Below are 17,974 nucleotides of genomic sequence, written 5' to 3' on the forward strand. Positions count from 1 at the left end.
CGACGCCGGGTCGCCCTCAGTGACGCACGACTCCGGCAAAGTGCGGAGACTGTCCGAAATACTCGATCAGGAGCTCCGTCAGCACGCGAATCTTCTGAGCGGGATGCTGACCTGAAGGGCGAACCACATAAGCGCCTGCAGGGGGCGCCGGGAAACGCGTCATGATCGGCACGAGCGCGCCGGCAATCACGCTGTCGTAGGTGAGGCAATCAGGCAGGTAGGCGATACCCAGCCCCGCCACGGCAGCGGCAACCAGCGCCATGCCGTTGTCGGCCCTGAAGCGTCCCCGTGGACGTACCGAGACCACCTTGTCGCCGTCCATGAATTGCCACGTCTCGGTCCCCGTCATGAGGGCCTGATGGGCCATGATCTCCCCTAGCTCCTCGGGCGCCCCATGGGTGTGGATGTAACCCGGACTGGCGAGCAGACTCGCGTTGATCGGGCCGATGCACCGTGCGACCAGATTCGAGTCCTGAAGATAGCCAACCCGTATCGCACAGTCGAAACCTTCCGCGATGACATCAACGAAGCGATCGCTGTAGCAGGCCTGGACATGAAGCTCAGGATGGCGTCGGGCCATTTCCGCGAGTATCGGGGCAAAATGGGTCGGGCCAAAAGACAGCGGCGCAGCCACCCGCAGTCGGCCTCGCAGCGCGCCCGTAGGCAGCATCGCCTCCTTGGCGATCTCCATCTCCACGCAGACCCTGGCGGCATGGTCGCGGAACGTGGCGCCGGCTTCCGTCAATGCAGCCCCGCGCGTGGAGCGTGCCAGCAGCTGCACACCAAGCTCCGCTTCCAGCCGCGCCAGCCTGCGACTCACGATGGATTTGGACACGCCCAGCCGAATCGCGGCAGGCGACACCCCGCCCGCATCGGCCACCTCAACGAATGTCTGAAGCTCTTCAATATCCAACTGGGTGTTCCTCTCTGCGCAACACAGTTCGTTGCCGGATGCTACTACCGAAGCACATACAGGAACAGCAAAATGCGCCGGTCTCCTCTGGCGGATCGTGGTTGACGCATGCCGTTCGAATGGCTGCATCGGCATCCGCAGCGTGCTGCCTGGCGACCGTCGCCTCAGGAGGCGCCTCTTACGCACATGAATCAACAATCATAAGGACCGAGTAATGGCGAGCGAAACGACCCGCAATGCGCACACCGATCAGCTATTAACCCCGGAAAATTCGGCGTTGATCATCATCGATTACCAGCCGATTCAGGTGTCCTCGATCCGCGCGATGGGCCGACAAGAGCTGATCTTCAATATCACCAGCGTTGCCAAGGCCGCGCTGACCTACAAGCTTCCCATCATTCATTCCACCGTCAACGTCCAGACCGGTCGCAACAAGCCACCGATACAGGAACTGCAAGACGTGATTGGCCACCTGCCGACTTACGACCGCACCTCCATCAACAGCTGGGAAGACGTCGAGTTCAAGCAGGCGGTCAAAGCGCTTGGCCGCCGCAAGCTGATCATGACTGCGCTCTGGACCGAGGCCTGCCTGACCTTCCCTGCACTGGACGCGATCCAGGAAGGCTACGACGTCTATGTGCCGGTCGACGCAGTCGGCGGCACGTCAGTCGCCGCACATGAAGCAGCGCTGCGCCGCATCGAGCAAGCGGGCGTAAAACTCATCAGCCGCGTGCAGATGTATTGCGAACTCCAGCGCGATTGGTCACGGGAAGCGACGGTTCCAGGCTTCATGGGCGTGTTCGACAGCTTCGACGGCTTCAACCCCGAGAAGGCCGCCGAGTGAGCCCGTGGGCGGGCTAACGATTCACATTCCATGAAAACGGCGCCCGATCGCCGTGAGGATGGCGAGTCCATCCTCACGCATGGGTGCGGCTCACATACTCGCGGGCAATTGGATAAGGGATGGTGCCTTTTAGCGAACCTCGATCAGCACATCCAGAAAGGCGCGCACAGCAGGGTGAGAGCGGCGACTCTCCGGCCAGACCGCCGTGATGTTGCGCCGCGTCACGGCGAACTCGGACAACACCGGAACCAGTTCTTGCCGACTGACCCTCGGGGCTGCCACGAAACTGGCAGCCATCCCGATGCCTGCACCTGCTGCCATGGCCGCAAGCACGGCCTCACTGGCATCAACGATGACAGCCGACGGTGGCAGTAGCTCGATCTCCTTGCCCGAGATCCGAAACGGCCAGCGTAACGCCTGACCGGAGCCTTGATAGCGCAGGTTCACCGTCTCATGCTCCGCCAATTCATCCGGATGCAGAGGCGTTCCGTGCCTGGCCAGGTAGTCGGGCGAGGCGTAGCAGCAGAGGGTGTACGGCATCAGTCTGCGGGAAAGCAGCGAAGAGTCCGAAAGCTCACCGATGCGTATGGCGAGATCAATGCCCTCCTCGACCAGGTTCACCATTTGGTCACTCAAGCGCAGGTCGATCATGACCTTGGGGAAGCGCGAACGAAACTCGGTGATGGCGGGCGCGAGCATGTGCAGCCCGACAGGAAGTGACGCCGCAATCCGTAACGTGCCTGCAGGCTCGGAACGCGCAGACTTGGCGAGCTGTTCAATCTCTTCCGCCTGACGTAGCAATATCAACACACGCGCGTGTAGATCGCGGCCTTCTGCTGTGAAGGTCAGCGAGCGCGTGGTGCGAGTGAAGAGCGCAAGCCCGAAATGACGCTCCAGCCGCTGGATGCTTTTACTCACGGCGGAAGGCGAAATCGATAGCGAGCGAGCAGCGGCCCTATAGCTGCCGAGAGAGCCTGCGCGGGCAAATGCAATCAACCCGCTGAGTCGTTCGAATCCGATAGGTTCCTTCATGGCAGTATTGAAACGAATCCTGACCTCATTATCAACGTGGGCTTCTCCGAATAGGCTTAGTTACTCCCACTGAGACAAACGAGGTTGTGATGAGCGAAACGATGAAAGCGGTGAGATTGCATACATTTGGCGGCCCTGACGTCTTGCAGTATGAGGATGCGCCCAGGCCTGTCCCGCTGCCCGGCGAGGCACTGGTCCGTGTACGCGCCGCAAGCCTCAATCCGCCTGACCTCTACCTGCGGGACGGCTATCGCGCCCTCCCCCCTGAATGGCGGCCTGATGGGAATTTCCCGCTGATTCTGGGCACGGATATCTCGGGGGAAATCGTCGCAATCGGTGAAGGGGATTGCCCATTCAACATCGGGGACGACGTTTATGCGATGGTCCGCTTTCCGGAGGATGTGATGACGGGCAGCGGCGCCTATGCCCAATACGTACGTGTGCCCGTCGCCGAGTTGGCGTTGAAACCTCGTCGAGTGGATCACGTCCAGGCCGCTGGCGCGCCCATGTCGTTGCTCACTGCCTGGCAGTTTCTGATCGAGGTCGGTCATGACGCGCCGAATCCATTCCAGCGCTTTCAACATGCCCCCGTTTCGCTTAAAGGCAAGACGGTCCTTATCAACGGGGCGGGAGGCGGCGTTGGGCATTTGGCCGTACAGCTTGCCAAATGGAAGGGCGCTCACGTGATCGCGGTCGCCTCAGGCAAGCATGAACGGCTGCTTCGCGATCTGGGCGCTGACGCCTTCATCGACTACACCCAGACTGCGGCCGAAGCGAGTGTAAAAGACGTGGATCTGGTGCTTGATGCCGTCGGCGGTCCACAGATGGAGCGCTTCCTCGGCGTCATCAGACCCGGTGGCGCCCTCTACCTGGTCAACCCGCTGGGTTTTTCCGGACACGCCAAGGCCAGTGAATCAGGGATCACGGTGTCTTCTACGCAGGTGCGCGGCAATGGCGCTCAGTTGGAAGATGCCGGCAGGTTGCTCGACGACGGCACCCTTCGCGTCGTAATCGACAGCACATTCCCGCTTGCGAGGGCGTCGGATGCACACCGCAGAGCGGCATTGGGCAGCATCCAGGGCAAAGTGGTGCTTGTTGTCGGTGATGAGCGGTATTGAGCCACACGGCCTTTGACTTGCAATCAGCCAGATAACTCAGGCCGTGATGTCGACACCCGTGAGGGCTGTCTGCCGGGACCGGTTATACGGATGGAAGTGTGCTGTCAGCGCGCTGGCTGAAATGCTGCGTGTCAGCAGCCACGGATGCCGGGAATTCAGTGTTCACGAGCGGGGTGTAGCCGATGTCGACAAAGCGCGTCCCGTCGATCACGGGCTGGGCGCAGGCGCTGGCGCCGAAAGCCCGGGCAAGTTCGGCGTCCTCTGGGGCAAAGAACACGATCGTCTCCACCGTGAAGGTATCGATGACCAGTACATAGGGATGAAGTACCGAGGGACACATTCTCGAAGACAACAAGTTCAAGTCATGGATCGCGGTGTAAACGGCTGAGGCAGTGCCTAGCGACTTGCTGTACCAAGTTTGCATCTTCAACAACCCAATCGTGGAGTTCCGATGTGACACCTGCGTCGTCGATGAGGTTCCGCAGTGCAGACGCACCCGGTCAGGTCGTCAGTGTCGCGGCGATGATGTCACCCATCGCCGTCAACCGTTCTCGGACCTTGCCGCTGCCGTTGATCACGGGCAGCAAGACCATGTCTGCGGTGGGCAACGGCGGGAGCGGGATACCGGAGACCTCCACCATATCGGCCTCGATGAACGCCGATTCATTGAGACACGCGATGCCGATGCCCGCCACGACTGCGGCCTGCAGTCCAGCGACGCCTGAGGCCACGTAAGCGACGACGTGAGGCAGGTCGCAGGCGTCCAGTTTGCTGCGCACCAGCCGGTGCAGCGAGCACGTTTCCGACAGCAGTGCGAGTTCGACGACGGTGTCCTTGACCGCAATGGGCTTGTCCCGCGAGGTGGCCCACAGCAGACGTTCAGTGCGCAACGTGCGGGCCTCGCTGGCAAAGGGATACTCCGACCCGGACGCGCGCATGATGATCGCCAGGTCCAGAGACCCACTCCCATGGGCCGCGGCAATGTTGTCGCTTTTGTCGATCTGAGTTCGCATCCGCAAGCCGGGATAATGCAGCGCAATGCGTGCCAAGAGTTGCGCCAGTTGACTTGGTCGGAAGTAATCGGAAATGCCGATGTGCACCTCCCCCGCCAGCGGCACATCGTGCATATCGCGCCAGGCGGCATCTGACAGTGCGAGGATCTCCCGGGCATGCGCGACCAGGCGCTGACCCGCAGCGGTCGGCGTGACCCCCGACTTGCTGCGCACGAGCAGCCGTTCACCGGCGGCCTCCTCCAGCTTGTTGAGCTGCTCGCTCAGGGCGGACTGCGACCGAAAGCGCAACTGCACCGCTGCCGTGAGGCTGCCTGCGTCAACGGCGGCCACCAGGGTCTTCAATTGATCAAGGTCGAATCCGTGCATGTCATCCACCGGCTAAAACGATGGCAGCCATCGTATCTTACTGCTTTTCCGATGGGAAGCCGTTGAGCACACTGAACGCCATCCAACAGGCCGACCTCGCCTTCAGCCTGTTTTCGTAGGGGTCTGACGGAGTACATCCTGATGCTTAAAATCTGGGGCAGGATCAATTCCGCCAACGTGCGCAAAGTGCTGTGGATTGCTGAAGAGCTGGGGCTGCCATACGCGTCGATTTCCGCAGGTGGCGCGTATGGCATTAACGACCAGCCGGATTACCTGGCGAAAAATCCCAACGGTGTCGTTCCACTGATCGAAGACGACGACTTCATCCTCTGGGAATCGAATGCCATCGTTCGCTACCTTGCGGCGCAATACGGCGGGGATTCAGGGCTGTACCCCTGCGATGCACGCATCAGAGCCTGCGCCGACAAATGGATGGACTGGACGACGTCGACCCTGACAGAACCCTTCCGAGCCGTGGTGAGAGGCGTCGTGCGAACGGCGCCCGATAAACAGAATTGGGCCGAGATCAACGACAGCATCAAGACCGTCGAACGTCTGCTGGTCATGGTTGATCGCGAGCTGGCATCTCGGCCGTACCTGTCCGGCGACACGTTCGGCATGGGAGATATTCCGATGGGGTGTTTCGTTTATGGCTGGTTCGAAATGCCCATTGAACGCGCAGAGATGCCTCATCTCCGTAAGTGGTACGAATGCCTGAAACAACGCCCCGCCTATCAAAAAGCAGTGATGACACCCTTCACTTAGTTCAACGACGGGCGCAGGCGTCGCTCACATCGTCCGACTGCTCGCCGCCCCCTGCGCTGTGCGATTCAACACCCCCTGAATGCATGAACCGACCGAGGAAAACACAATGCCCTTCGTAAGAATATCGCTGCTCAAAGGCAAACCTTCCGACCAACTCCAGGCCATCGCCGATGGCGTTCACCAGGCACTGGTCGACACCTATTCCGTACCGAAGGACGACCGCTTTCAGGTCATCGACCAATATGAAAAAGGCACGCTGTTCTACGGTAAACGCTTTCTCGATATCGAACGAACGGACGACGTCGTTCTCATCAATATTCTGGCGAACCGATGGCGCGACACCCCCACCCGCCAGGCCCTGTATCGCGCCATTGCCGAGCAACTTTCATCGCGAACGGGTATGCGGCCGGAAGACGTGCAAGTGTTCATTTCAAACAACGACACACCTGATTGGTCGTTCGGAAATGGCATTGCCTCGTATGTGCCACAGGATGACGCGGTCTGACACCATCGCCCCTCTGAACAGGATGCAACCATGATCATTTTCGTGACAGGCGCGACGTCTGTCCGGTTGAAGGAATAAACGCGTCGAAGCCGAGCGACGAGACGTAGAGCTCGTCGCGGGCGATGCCTGCTGAAATTGCCATTGATCGCTTCTATGCATCAATCCATGAATATTCAACGTTTATCGCTCAGACGTTTTTGCCCGAGAATCTCCAGTTACAAGCGCTTACAAAACACTCTAAAAAACGCTGGAGAGCACTATGCCTACATCGAGCCCCGCGGCCACTGGGTCGTCCAAGGCCGCCACGGTCTTCCGGGTGACGTCCGGAAACTTCCTGGAACAATTCGACTTTTTCCTTTTCGGCTTCTATGCCACCCAGATCGCCGCTGCATTCTTCCCCGCCAGCAATGAATTCGCCTCGCTGATGATGACCTTCGCCGTGTTCGGCGCAGGTTTCCTGATGCGCCCGCTTGGCGCCGTGCTGCTGGGGGCGTACATCGATGACGTCGGTCGTCGCAAGGGGCTCATCGTCACGCTGGCGATCATGGCCAGCGGCACGTTGCTCATCGTGTTAGTCCCCGGTTACTCCACGATCGGCCTATGGGCACCGGCGTTGGTGTTGCTGGGGCGACTGCTTCAGGGCTTTTCAGCAGGCGCCGAACTGGGCGGCGTGTCGGTTTACCTGGCGGAAATGGCGACACCGGGACGCAAAGGCTTCTTCGCCAGTTGGCAATCCGCGAGTCAACAAGTCGCCATCGTGGTGGCGGCGGCGCTGGGCTACGCCTTGAACCTGTGGCTGACACCGGCTGCCGTGTCGGAATGGGGCTGGAGGATTCCATTCGCGGTGGGCTGCCTGATCATCCCGTTCATTTTCGTGCTGCGTCGCAGCCTGGCGGAAACCGAAGCCTTCTCGGCTCGCACGCATCACCCGACGATGAAAGAGGTGATTGCGACCCTCTACAGCAATGCGGCGATTGTCATTCTGGGCATGCTGATGGTCGCCATGACCACCACCGCTTTCTACATGATCACCGTGTACGCGCCGACATTCGGCAAGTCCGTGCTGCAACTCAGCACCGCGGACGCCCTGTTGGTGACGCTGCTGGTCGGCGTTTCCAACTTCGTCTGGCTGCCCATCGGCGGCGCCCTGAGCGACCGCTTCGGCCGCAAGCCGTTGCTGATGGCGATGTCACTGCTCACCCTGATCACGGCGTACCCGGCACTGTCGTTTTTGGCGCAAGCGCCCAGCTTCTCGCACATGCTGGAAGTGCTGCTGTGGTTCTCGTTCCTCTACGGGCTTTACAACGGCGCGATGATCCCGGCACTGACTGAAATCATGCCTGCGGAGGTTCGTGTCGCCGGTTTCTCCCTCGCGTACAGCCTGGCGACCGCTATCTTCGGTGGCTTCACGCCCGCTGTTTCGACCTGGCTCATCCACGTGACCGACGATAAAGCCGCGCCCGCTTTCTGGATGATTTTCGCCGCCGGTTGCGCGTTCGCCGCCACCCTGCTGCTGTACCGCCGCCTCGCTGCACAGTCCCCTGTCACTGCTTGAAATGAAGGAAGTCGTTATGAAACTGTTATCCCAATCCCTCACCGCCTGCCTGATCGCCGGGTGCGCATTCAGCGTCGCGGCTCAGGCCGAGGAACTGACTGTCATGACCTCGGGGGGCTTTACAGCAGCGTATCAAAGGCTTGCGCCGGAGTACGCCAAACGCAGCGGCGACACGCTCAAGACCGTGCTCGGCCCGTCGATGGGCAAAGCGCAAGAAGCCATCCCCAATCGGTTGGCCCGGGGGCGAACACGCTGATGTGGTGATCATGGTCGGTTACGCGCTGGACGATCTGATCAAGCAGGGCAAGGTCGATCCCGCGTCCCGCGTCGAGCTGGCGGATTCGCGCATTGGCATGGCAGTCAAGGCCGGGGCGCAGGCGCCTTCGATCAAGACCGACGCGGAGCTGAAACAGGTGTTGCTGTCGGCAAAATCTGTCGCCTACTCCGACAGCGCGAGCGGCGTCTACATCCAGAACGAACTGTTCAAGAAGCTGGGCGTACAGGCGCAGCTGGCACCGAAGAGTACGATGGTCGAGCGGATTCCGGTCGCCTCCGTCGTCGCCAAAGGGGATTACGAAGTCGGCTTCCAGCAAGTGGCCGAACTGCTGCCTGTGCCGGGCATCACCTTCGCCGGGAAGATTCCGGAAGACCTGCAGTCTGTCACCCGCTACGCCGCCGGCATTCCGAAAAACGCCGAGCACCCGGCCGAAGCCAGGAAACTGCTGACCTACCTGGCGTCGCCGGACGCGCAAGCGACCGTTCGGGCCACGGGTCTGGATTCAGTGCCGCGCTAAACGCTCGGGCAATTCGCGAATCAACCGTTCCAACTCCAGCGCTGCGGACGTCAACGTGCGTCCGCGGCGTTTCAACAGCCCTACCTGGCGCACCACCTCAGGCTCGATCAGCGGGACACTGGTCAGAATGGGATGGGGCGCAACCGGCAGCGCAATGGAAGGCACCGCCGCCACACCTAGTCCCGCCTCGATCAGTCCCAGCGCCGTGGTCACGTGCCGCGCTTCGCAGATGCTGCCCTTCTCGACCTGAAAGCCCGGCAGCGCGCGGTCGAGGACCAGACGGTTGCCCGATGACCGATCGAGGGTGATGTAGTCGTGCTGGTAGGCCTGAGCCCATGTCACGGACGACTGTGCAGCGAGCGGGTGATCATGTCGGCAGGCGATGACGTAGCGCTCTTCCATCAACAGGCTGAATTCGACCTCGGGCGCGAGATTGCCAGTAAAGCTCAGGCCGAAGTCGGCTTCCCCGGACGTCACTGCCGCGCTGACTTCATTGGCAGAGGCGTCGATCAGCTTGATCTTGATCTTCGGGTATTGGCCATGAAAGCTGCGGATCGCGTGGGGCATGAAATAGTAAGCAGCCGAGGGCACGCAGGCGACGGTCAAGGTCCCTGTGCGCAACGCCGCCCCTTCCCCCACGCTCAATAACGCAAGATCAAGGTCGTCCAGCAACCGTTCCACCTGCGGCAAGAAAGCACGGCCGACATTGGTCAACGACACCTTCCGTGTGGTCCTTTCGAAAAGCTTAACGCCCAAGGCGCTTTCCAGCTTCTCGATGCGTCGGCTCAATGCCGACTGTGTGATTCGTATCGAGTCGGCCGCGCGCCGGAAACTGCCCTGTTCCACCACGCCACGAAAGGCCACTAAATCGTTTAGATCAAAATGTATGCTCACCGGCTAATCCGTATTTGATCGAATGCAGGGATGAAGGGTAATGGGTTACGAGTCAGGTCACCCGTCGGACGACGCCCAACGAGGCCTCGGCATCGGGAATTGCGCTGTGATCCAGGGCCACGGCGGGCCCGGGTTCACGTTGTGCTATCGACACCCCTAGGCACCGACGATCGGCTCGGGTTCATCCGACGGATGCGAAGCGGTCGCCAACCTCGATTCAGCCAGCAGGTCATTCAGCGCTGCATGCAGTGTTTGCAACGCGCCTTCCTTGTCCACCCACCAATCTGTGGACCACAACCGCACCAGGTTCCAGCCGAGGCCCTTGAGAATCATGCCCCTGACCTTGTCACGATCCCGCGCGGTGGCGGCGCTGTGGTACGTGGCGCCGTCGCATTCCACACCGGCCAGGTAATCCCCCGGTCGATCGGGGTGAACGATGCCCAGATCGATGCGGAAACGCGATACGCCAATCTGCGGGACGACCTCCCAACCCAGACGTCGCAGCCCCTCGGCCACCGCTTCTTCGAACGGAGAATCGTAGCCACCGACCGAGCCGTGGACCGCTTCGGCCAATGCTTTCGGACCACGCTGGGCGAATTCGATGAAGTGCTTCAAGTCCCGCACGGCGCGAGCATTGGTTCTGTTCAGATCGATCATCGACGGATCGAAGGAGGAGAACACCAGCATTTCGCGGCGCGAGCGGGTGATAGCAACGTTCAGCCTGCGCCATCCACCCTCCTTGTTGAGCGGGCCGAAGTTCATCGACATGACCTGCGCATCGGGTTCGGTCGGCCCGTAGCCTATGCCAAGCATGATCAAGTCGCGCTCATCGCCCTGCACTGTTTCCAGGTTTTTGACCACCACCGGCTCGGTCTGCGTGTCCTGGAAGAAGGGTTCGATTTGCGGATACTGCTGGCGTGCCGCGTCCAGCAGGTCGTTGATCAGCTTTTGCTGATCGGCGTTGAGGGTGATGATGCCGATCGAATGACCTGCCGCGACGAACGCAGGATCGGTCAGCCGCTTGACGGTCTCGCTGACGATGGCTTCGGCTTCAGCCTGGTTGTAACGCCCTTTGCCTTTCGCGTAGACGCCCTGAACCCTGCGCCACTCGACGGCGCTGGCACGGGTCTCGGCGGCCGGGAAGGTGATCAGGTTGCTGTCGTAGTAGCGGTGGTTGGAAAACGCGATCAGGCTTTCGTGACGACTACGGTAGTGCCAGCTCAGGCTGTGGCTCGGCACCCCGGCCCCCAGGCACTCATCGAGGATGCTCTCCATGTCCTCGGCGGTGTCATCGTCACCGGCGTTCGGTCCCCGGTTGAAGAAGTTGGTCGGCGGCATCTGACGCGGGTCACCGGCGATCACCACCTGTTGACCGCGAGCAATCGAGCCAATCGCATCCCACGGCGCGATCTGCGAAGCCTCGTCGAAGATGACCAGATCGAAAGGCGGCTGGTCAGCGGGCAAAAATTGCGCGATCGACAACGGGCTCATCAGCATGCAGGGCGCCAGGCGATTCAGCGCATCGCCCATTTCAATCGCCAACTGGCGCACGGGTTTGTGCCGGCGAGACTTCTGCAACTCGTGCTTGAGCGTGGCAAAACCACTGCCCTTGGGAATGTCGTTTTTGGAAGGGATCAGGCCACACAGCTTCGCGCGGATATAGCGGACCGTCAGTTGCGCCAGTTCGTCATCGAGACGAATAAACGTGCTGATGTCACTCATGTGTTCAGCCGCAACGAAGTTGCGCAGAAGCGGCTCGCCATCGATGCCCTGTGTGGCAAACCAGTGGGAATAGGCCGTGACAAAAGTGTCCTCCGTCGCGCTGGGCGACAGGCTGCCTGCTTCCACTGCCTGGGCCAGAGTGGCCAGTCCGGCGTGCGTAGCCTGCTCCCGCACCCGACACCAGTCGCACCAGGCTTTGAGCTGCTCTTCCTGCTGTTGAATGGACAATGCGGTGGCGCGCAACTCAGCAACGCCAGGCCGCGCGTCCGGCGCTGTTCCCGCCAGACCGGCGAACAGCCGCGCAGCCGCATCATAGCGGGCCAACGCCTGCTGCAGTGCCGACGACGCGGCAGCCAGTTGTCCATCCGGTCCCAACATCTCATTCGCCTCGACGACCAAACGCGCAACGGCCCCGCGCAATGACACCAAGTGGTCGGGCGACTCGGCGAGCGCACTCAATAGCCCGCGAAGGCGCTCGGCCAAGGCGACGGCGCGGAGTATGCGAGCGGTGTCGCTGGACAGCCCCTGCCACCCCGGGATCGATTGCACGTCACTCGACAAGGCATCCAGTTCCACAAGCTGGGCCTGCAACCGCTGCAGAATCGCAAGGTCGCCGGGTGCATCGGGCAGACCCGCTGCGCCACCCAGCGCGGCCAATTTTTTGGCCACTTTCTTCTTCGCGAACGTGGCCAGAAACCAGAACTTGCCTTCGGCTTCACGCCAGTCGTTGAGCATCGTGTCGAACGGAATACGGCGGCACGCTTCGTCGGCGTAATTGAGCGAGAGACTTTCCTCCAGTTCCCTGTAGCTCTCGATCAACTGGCATGCGCGGCGGGCAGCCTCGATACGCGTGGCGGCATCGGGTGCGAACGCGAACGAAAGGTTCACGCCATGGGCTTGTGTGATCAGGGACAGCAGTTCATTGAGCTGTTGGAGCTGAGGCACTTCGGCCGCAGGCAGCGCCAGGTGCGTGAGGCCCAGCACCCGCTCACTGGCGGCAGTCAGTGCGTCCAGCGCCTGTGGCAGCTCGCGGGATACGCCCGCCACCTCTGCTTGCCAGGCGTTCGACCATTGGCTGTGCGACAGCAGCCCGAACCGGCCCGACAGCGCCCGTGCGGCACTGCCGTTCAGGCCGAGGCGACGCGCGAGGTCGAGCAGATGGCCGTATTCGGCGGCATCGTGCCGAGTGGTCGATGGCCACGTCAGCCTTGGCGTCTGAGGGCGATGGTCGCGGACGACCCGGCCAATCGCCTGATGCAAGGAAAGACCGTTGGGCCAGCGTCGATGAAGCACCTCCACCAACTGGTTGAGCCGTGAACGCAGGCTTTGCAGTCGCCCGGCTTCATGCGCCCATTCCTCTGCGCTCAAGCCGTCCCTGACGTCCCAGGCCCGATCCAGCTGCTTGAGCACTTCGACCTTCGAGGCCTTGCTCGAATGCAGCTCCAGGCAAAACTCGCCCAAGCCTTTCTCGGCCAGGCGCCGATACACCACGTCCAGTGCTGCGCGCTTCTCGGCGACGAACAGCACGCGACGGCCGAGGGCCAGATTGTGGGCGATCATGTTGGCGATGGTCTGCGACTTGCCGGTACCGGGCGGTCCATCCATCACGAAGCTTCGCGTGCCACCGGAGGCGACCACCGCCGCCAGTTGGGAAGAGTCGGAAGGCAGCGGGGCGAACAGCTGCGCAGGTGTCACCGTGGCATCGAGACGCTCGGGCTTCGGAAAATCGTCGGCCCCGGAAAAACCCTCACCGGCCTGATCAGGCTCCAGCAGATGCCTGACCAACGGGCTTTGCAGCAACTGCGCGGCGTTGGCATTGAGGTCTTTCCACATCAGGTATTTGGCAAACGAGAAGGTACCAAGCACCAGTTCGGTACTGACCTCGAAACCCGGCACATCGCGCACGGCACGTCGCACCCGGTTCCAGATGCCTGTCACATCGATACCGGTTTCATCCCCCGGCAGCTCGCCATCGAGCCCCGGAATCAGCAGTTCGAAGTCATGCCGAAGCAGTTCGAGCAGGGTCAGGTTGAAGCGCGGTTCTTCGTCGAGCAGGCCCAGCGTCACCCCGGACAGCGCGCTTTTGCGCTCGAGCTTGACCGGCAGCAAAATCAGCGGGGCCGAGTAGGTCCTCGGGTCGTCTGCGCTTTTCTTCCACTTGAGGAAGCCGATGGCCAGGAACAACGTATTGGCCCCGCCCTCCTCCAGATCGCTGCGCGCCTTGCGGAACAGATCGATCAGCGTCGCTTCGAGCCTGGTCTTTTCCAGGGTCGCGAGGACCTCGCCCCGCGCGAGCGCCTGGCGTGCGACTTCATCGATCAGGCTTTCATTGTTCTGCTGTTCATAGAGCGCGATGTCACGACCGCTGCTGTTCAAATCGGGCACGGGGACGATACGAATGCGCTGACCGCTCGACAGCAGGTCTTCGAGCGCGGCGGGATCGGCACAGACCAGCCGTACGCCCTTTGCGCTATCAGGCAAATGCAACAGGCGGTTACGGGTGGTCAGGTCGAGGAGCTTGCGTTGCCAAAGCGTGAGTTTGCCCGCAGCACCTGCTTCGGTTTCATTGAGCTCGACATCGAAACCGGGTAGCGCCGGGGCTTCCTCCAGGCTTTCAGCCGCGGGCAAGTTCTCATTGGCCTCCTTCGCCGGGTCGGTTGCAGTGACCAGAGCCAAGGGTCGAATCTTCTGCATGCGCGCGCGATGCACATCGATCGCCATGATGAACTGCTCGTCATCGAGCTGGCGTTCAGCGGCGGCCACGGCCTGACTGAAGCTCGGCGGATGGGCCTGGGTCGCCAACGTGGTCTCGAACACCAGCATTTCTTTCAGATCGAGGCGTTTGCGGACGGCCGACGCTTCGTCGGTCAGCAGCTGCGAGAACTCCTGCGGCTGCAACCAGACGCCGGCGAACGCGTGCCCTTTGGTCATCAAGAGCAGCGCGTTCAACCCTGCCTGTTCCAACGCGGCAGCGAACAGCAGAGCGGTGTCGAGGCAGGTGGCGATGCGATTTTCCAACACCACACTCGGCGGCCTGATCTTCTGGCCCTGTTGCTCGAAGCTGGCCGGCGGCAATGCGTAGCTCAGCTCAAAGCGGCACACCCCCGACCAGATGGCAGAGGCGAGCTCCCACGTCCGAGTGCGTGATTTGCTTTCATAGCCCTCGATGCCGTCTTTCTTGCCTGCCCGGCGCAACACCTGCGAGGCCGCCTTGAGCACACGATCCACCGCAGGATCATTGGGCATGCAGAACGCAGCGAGCAACTCAGGCATTGCATTCAAACCGCCCCACTCGGTCCGGGCCAGCAGCTCGGTGGGAAAGCGCTGTTCAACGAGTAACTGTTCACCTTGGCACAGCCGCAACACCACGTCCGCCGTGAGACTTTCGCTCAAGCCGGACAGGTACCCGGCGTTGAGTTTGATGTCGCGTTCGGTGATGCTCAGGCGGTCGCCGGCAGCGAGTCGGTCGAGGTGCCAGGTCCGGCCCTCAACGAATTCAGGATCACTGCTCAGCGTCAGGGTCAGGTTCTCAAGCGGAGTGTCTTGCTGATTGCTGATGCTCAGTTCACGGACCAGTGGAACGGCATTCTGGTGAGAGGCGAAGCCGATTTTTCGGGCGATCAGCGCCTCGATCTCGATGTTCATTCATGGGCTCCTGCAGCGGCGAGCGCGCGCCTCGTCAAGAGGCCGCCAAATGGCGCCTATAGTCCACGAGTCAACACGGGTTGGAAATGTGTTTGTGCGCGAATGTGCGGGCGATACGCAGTCGAGAGCGCTGTAACGCGTTAGTCGGCCACCTCACTTGGGGGCATGGACGCTGACCGATACCTCCAAACCCCGCTATCAACCGGAAAGTCCGTTAGCAATCATCGGATCTTACGGCGTTTCCAATAGGTAGCGTTGAGGGCACACTTCAAGCGTCAACTTTATATAAGGAACGCGCCATGCCATCGATCACGCTGCAGCTTTCCGGTTCACGCAATCCCGAACTGGGTCAAATACCCATGTTCGGCCCCGCGCAACTGACGAAGTCACAGCAGCTACGGCGAGCCGATGCCTGAAGCGGTGCTTGCAGCCCGCTGTTGACGATAGAGGGCCAGCGGCACGCCACCTTGGCTGATGTTCTCGATTTCGTGCTCATGGAAAATCACTGTCGTGTCTTCACGGGGTTTACCCATGACGTTGAACAGCAAATCGGTAATGCCTTCATAGACGGCTGCTTTCTGAGCGGCGGTGGTCCGGTGTGCACCAGGCGTTGTGCCTTCGCGAGTCACCAGGATATTAACGATGGGCATGGATGTTCTCCGAAAGGATGCGGAGAGCGGTGTCGCCGCCCTCCTCGCCTGGATCAACGGCCGGCGATGAGGCCGCCGTCGACGTGAAGGATTTCGCCCGTCGAGAAGGCAGCGTCCTCGAGATACAGCACGGCACGGACGATGTCCTCGACTTCCCCTAATTTTTTCATCGGGTGGAACGCGGCCAGTTGCTCGACCATCGCAGGGTCGTGCATTGGCGTCCGGATCACGCCGGGGGCCACGGCATTGACCCGAATGCCCTTTGTCGCGTACTCGATGGCCAGGCTTTTGGTAGCCGAATTCATGCCGCCTTTCGTCAGCATGGCGATGAAGGCCGGGGACAGTGAGCTGGCGAACTCGGCGGTCGAGGCGGTGATTTGCACGACATGGCCGGTGCCTTGTTTCAGCATCACCGGAATGACCGCTTGGGTCGCGAAGAAGAACCCGTCCAGGTTGGTCTTCAACTTCAGGCGGTAGTCGTCTTCCGTGTAGTCGGTGAACGCTTTGCCGATGAAGATGCCCGCATTGTTGACCAGCGTATCGATGCGGCCGAACTGCTCCAGCGCCGCTGTGACGAGCCGCTGACTGGTCTCAGGATCGCCAATGTCCCCGGCCACGGTGATCAGTCCAGAATCACGGGACGGCTGAATCGTGCGGGACGTCGCGACGACGCCGTAGCCCCTTGCCCGGTACGCTTGCACGATGGCCTCGCCCATGCCTTGGGAGGCGCCGGTGACGATCGCTACTTTCTTGAAGTCTGACATTGCTGAATTCCTCGATGCTCGTTGAGTGAGCGAACGATAGAGCGTTGCCAGCTGTCCGAAAATTCCCTATCTTCGATCAATGACTGATCAAAAACGCACAGCCCTCGATTGGCAGGATGTCAGTGTCTTTCTGGCCCTCGCCCGCCATGGCAGCCTCTCTGCAGCAGCACGAATGCTGTCCGTCAGCCATGCCACCATTGCGCGACGCCTGCATTCCCTGGAGGACAGCCTGGGCGAAAAGCTGGTGGAGCGACGCCCGGACGGCTACGTATTGACGCTGGCCGGCACCCATGCGCTGCAGGCTGCGAGCGATATGGAACACGCGGCTGAAGCGCTCAAGAATGGTCTGCACGATGGAACGCCATCGGGGCTCATCCGCATCAGTTCCTCCCCTGGCCTGTCCAGCGGCTTTCTCATCGCCCGCCTGCCAAGCCTGACTGTCCGGTTTCCCGGGCTGAGCATCGATCTGGCCCCTGCGCTTCGTTCGGTCAGCCTCGAGCGGCATGAAGCGGACATCGCTATTCGTGTCGACAAACCGAAAGACGGCGACGTGATTGCCCGCCCGTTGACCACCATCGGCTATGGGTTCTATGGGACGGAAGAGGCGTGTCGCGCGGCTGAAGCGGGGGGCGATCGGGTGTTCATCGGCTTCAACGAAGCCGATGCGTACCTGACCCAGGCGGCGTGGATGACCAAACACTTTCCACGGGCGCGAGTGGCTTTCCGTGCCAAGGATCAGTTCCTGCAATCCGTGGCAGCCCGCTCGGGCATCGGTCTCGCGCTGATTCCCCATTACATTGGCCGAGCGGATCCCGCGCTACGAATCTGCGACCTCGGTGCCCTGCCGTCGAGCAGAGACGTGTACCTGCTGACGCGAAGCCGCGACCGCAAGAACGCGTCTGTCCAGGTGGTCGCGGAGGCGGTCGCCGACATGTTCGATGAGGCGCGGGATATGTTCGTCTGATGCCCGCGCCGGCAATCAACGTGCACGGCGTGAGGCGGCCATGCAAAAAGCTGAATCTTCCCGGGTTGCCACGATCTTTCTATTAGCCGTGTGTCATCTGCGGTACGTCGGTCGAGATTCCCTCACGGACAGGACGAAAGCAGGGAGTGGCACATGTCCAACGAAAACGTCTCAGCCTCGCACGGCGCTCAAACGAGCGGTCAGCGGGCCCATGTTGCTGTTGTTAATACTGGGCGACGTGCTGGGCGCGGGCGTGTATGCACGGGCGGGCACCATTGCCGGTCAAGTGGGCGGCGCGCTCTGGGTACCGTTGCTGATCGCCCTGTGTTTCGCATTGCTGACCGCAGGGTCTTACGCACGGGCGACCCGGGCCTGGGCAGAGCGCTCACCTTCAAGCCCGGTAAATCCGGCGATTGCCGTGCTGAGCGCG

The 17,974-nt window shown here is 61.3% G+C and carries 14 protein-coding genes and 2 pseudogenes; 8 read left to right on the top strand and 8 right to left on the bottom strand.

The window, feature by feature from the left end; translation table 11 throughout:
• Window positions 1-16: 16 nt before the first annotated feature.
• A complete protein-coding gene (locus B3N48_RS17760) occupies window positions 17-913 on the bottom strand; it encodes a LysR family transcriptional regulator (RefSeq protein WP_296185918.1) in 897 nt (298 codons plus the stop codon).
• A gap of 214 nt (window positions 914-1,127) precedes the next feature.
• On the opposite strand from B3N48_RS17760, the gene B3N48_RS17765 reads away from it, so the two are divergent.
• The gene (locus tag B3N48_RS17765) at window positions 1,128-1,757 is read left to right on the top strand and encodes a hydrolase (protein ID WP_296185920.1); all 630 of its coding nucleotides are present in this window, start codon (window positions 1,128-1,130) and stop codon (window positions 1,755-1,757) included.
• 129 nt (window positions 1,758-1,886) lie between these two features.
• Here the strand turns inward: B3N48_RS17765 and B3N48_RS17770 are convergent, their stop codons facing one another.
• Window positions 1,887-2,789 (bottom strand): LysR family transcriptional regulator, encoded by a 903-nt coding sequence (locus B3N48_RS17770; RefSeq protein WP_296185921.1) that lies wholly within the window; start codon window positions 2,787-2,789, stop codon window positions 1,887-1,889.
• An 89-nt stretch (window positions 2,790-2,878) separates the two neighbouring features.
• On the opposite strand from B3N48_RS17770, the gene B3N48_RS17775 reads away from it, so the two are divergent.
• Window positions 2,879-3,907 carry an NADP-dependent oxidoreductase gene (locus B3N48_RS17775; protein ID WP_296185922.1) on the top strand — a complete coding sequence of 343 codons (1,029 nt, stop codon included), beginning with the start codon at window positions 2,879-2,881 and terminating at the stop codon, window positions 3,905-3,907.
• A gap of 82 nt (window positions 3,908-3,989) precedes the next feature.
• On the opposite strand, the gene B3N48_RS17780 is transcribed toward B3N48_RS17775, so the two are convergent.
• Entirely contained in the window at window positions 3,990-4,337 is a 348-nt protein-coding gene (locus B3N48_RS17780; RefSeq protein WP_296185923.1) for a hypothetical protein, read from the bottom strand.
• Between the two features lie 70 nt (window positions 4,338-4,407).
• A complete protein-coding gene (locus tag B3N48_RS17785; protein ID WP_296185924.1) occupies window positions 4,408-5,286 on the bottom strand; it encodes a LysR family transcriptional regulator in 879 nt (292 codons plus the stop codon).
• Between the two features lie 141 nt (window positions 5,287-5,427).
• Here B3N48_RS17785 and B3N48_RS17790 point away from each other — a divergent pair, with 141 nt between their 5' ends.
• The 4 genes and pseudogenes from B3N48_RS17790 (at window position 5,428) to B3N48_RS17805 (ending at window position 8,905) form a co-directional block, all read left to right on the top strand.
• Window positions 5,428-6,051 carry a glutathione S-transferase family protein gene (locus tag B3N48_RS17790; RefSeq protein ID WP_296185925.1) on the top strand — a complete coding sequence of 208 codons (624 nt, stop codon included), beginning with the start codon at window positions 5,428-5,430 and terminating at the stop codon, window positions 6,049-6,051.
• A 106-nt stretch (window positions 6,052-6,157) separates the two neighbouring features.
• Complete coding sequence (locus B3N48_RS17795) at window positions 6,158-6,556, top strand: tautomerase family protein (protein ID WP_296185927.1); 399 nt, start codon at window positions 6,158-6,160, stop codon at window positions 6,554-6,556.
• A 259-nt stretch (window positions 6,557-6,815) separates the two neighbouring features.
• Complete coding sequence (locus B3N48_RS17800; protein WP_296185928.1) at window positions 6,816-8,111, top strand: MFS transporter; 1,296 nt, start codon at window positions 6,816-6,818, stop codon at window positions 8,109-8,111.
• Between the two features lie 16 nt (window positions 8,112-8,127).
• Window positions 8,128-8,905 (top strand): annotated as a pseudogene (locus B3N48_RS17805) (substrate-binding domain-containing protein).
• Here B3N48_RS17805 and B3N48_RS17810 read toward each other — a convergent pair.
• The 4 genes from B3N48_RS17810 to B3N48_RS17825 form a co-directional block, all read right to left on the bottom strand.
• Window positions 8,891-9,799, bottom strand: a complete 909-nt coding sequence (locus B3N48_RS17810) for a LysR family transcriptional regulator (RefSeq protein ID WP_296185930.1) — start codon at window positions 9,797-9,799, stop codon at window positions 8,891-8,893. The pseudogene B3N48_RS17805 and the gene B3N48_RS17810 overlap by 15 nt on opposite strands.
• A gap of 156 nt (window positions 9,800-9,955) precedes the next feature.
• Window positions 9,956-15,166 (bottom strand): DUF4011 domain-containing protein, encoded by a 5,211-nt coding sequence (locus B3N48_RS17815; protein WP_296185932.1) that lies wholly within the window; start codon window positions 15,164-15,166, stop codon window positions 9,956-9,958.
• Window positions 15,167-15,561: 395 nt separating this feature from the next.
• A complete protein-coding gene (locus B3N48_RS17820; protein WP_296185934.1) occupies window positions 15,562-15,816 on the bottom strand; it encodes a tautomerase family protein in 255 nt (84 codons plus the stop codon).
• Window positions 15,817-15,869: 53 nt separating this feature from the next.
• The gene (locus tag B3N48_RS17825; protein WP_296185936.1) at window positions 15,870-16,580 is read right to left on the bottom strand and encodes an SDR family NAD(P)-dependent oxidoreductase; all 711 of its coding nucleotides are present in this window, start codon (window positions 16,578-16,580) and stop codon (window positions 15,870-15,872) included.
• A 79-nt stretch (window positions 16,581-16,659) separates the two neighbouring features.
• Here B3N48_RS17825 and B3N48_RS17830 point away from each other — a divergent pair, with 79 nt between their 5' ends.
• Both B3N48_RS17830 and B3N48_RS17835 read left to right on the top strand, forming a co-directional pair.
• On the top strand, window positions 16,660-17,544 hold the full coding sequence (locus tag B3N48_RS17830; protein ID WP_296185938.1) for a LysR family transcriptional regulator: 885 nt from the start codon (window positions 16,660-16,662) through the stop codon (window positions 17,542-17,544).
• 211 nt (window positions 17,545-17,755) lie between these two features.
• A pseudogene (locus B3N48_RS17835) lies at window positions 17,756-17,902 on the top strand (amino acid permease); the annotation flags it as partial.
• Window positions 17,903-17,974 lie beyond the last annotated feature (72 nt).

It is taken from the genome of Pseudomonas sp. UBA1879, assembly GCF_002338065.1.
In the GTDB taxonomy this organism is placed as follows: Bacteria; Pseudomonadota; Gammaproteobacteria; order Pseudomonadales; family Pseudomonadaceae; genus Aquipseudomonas.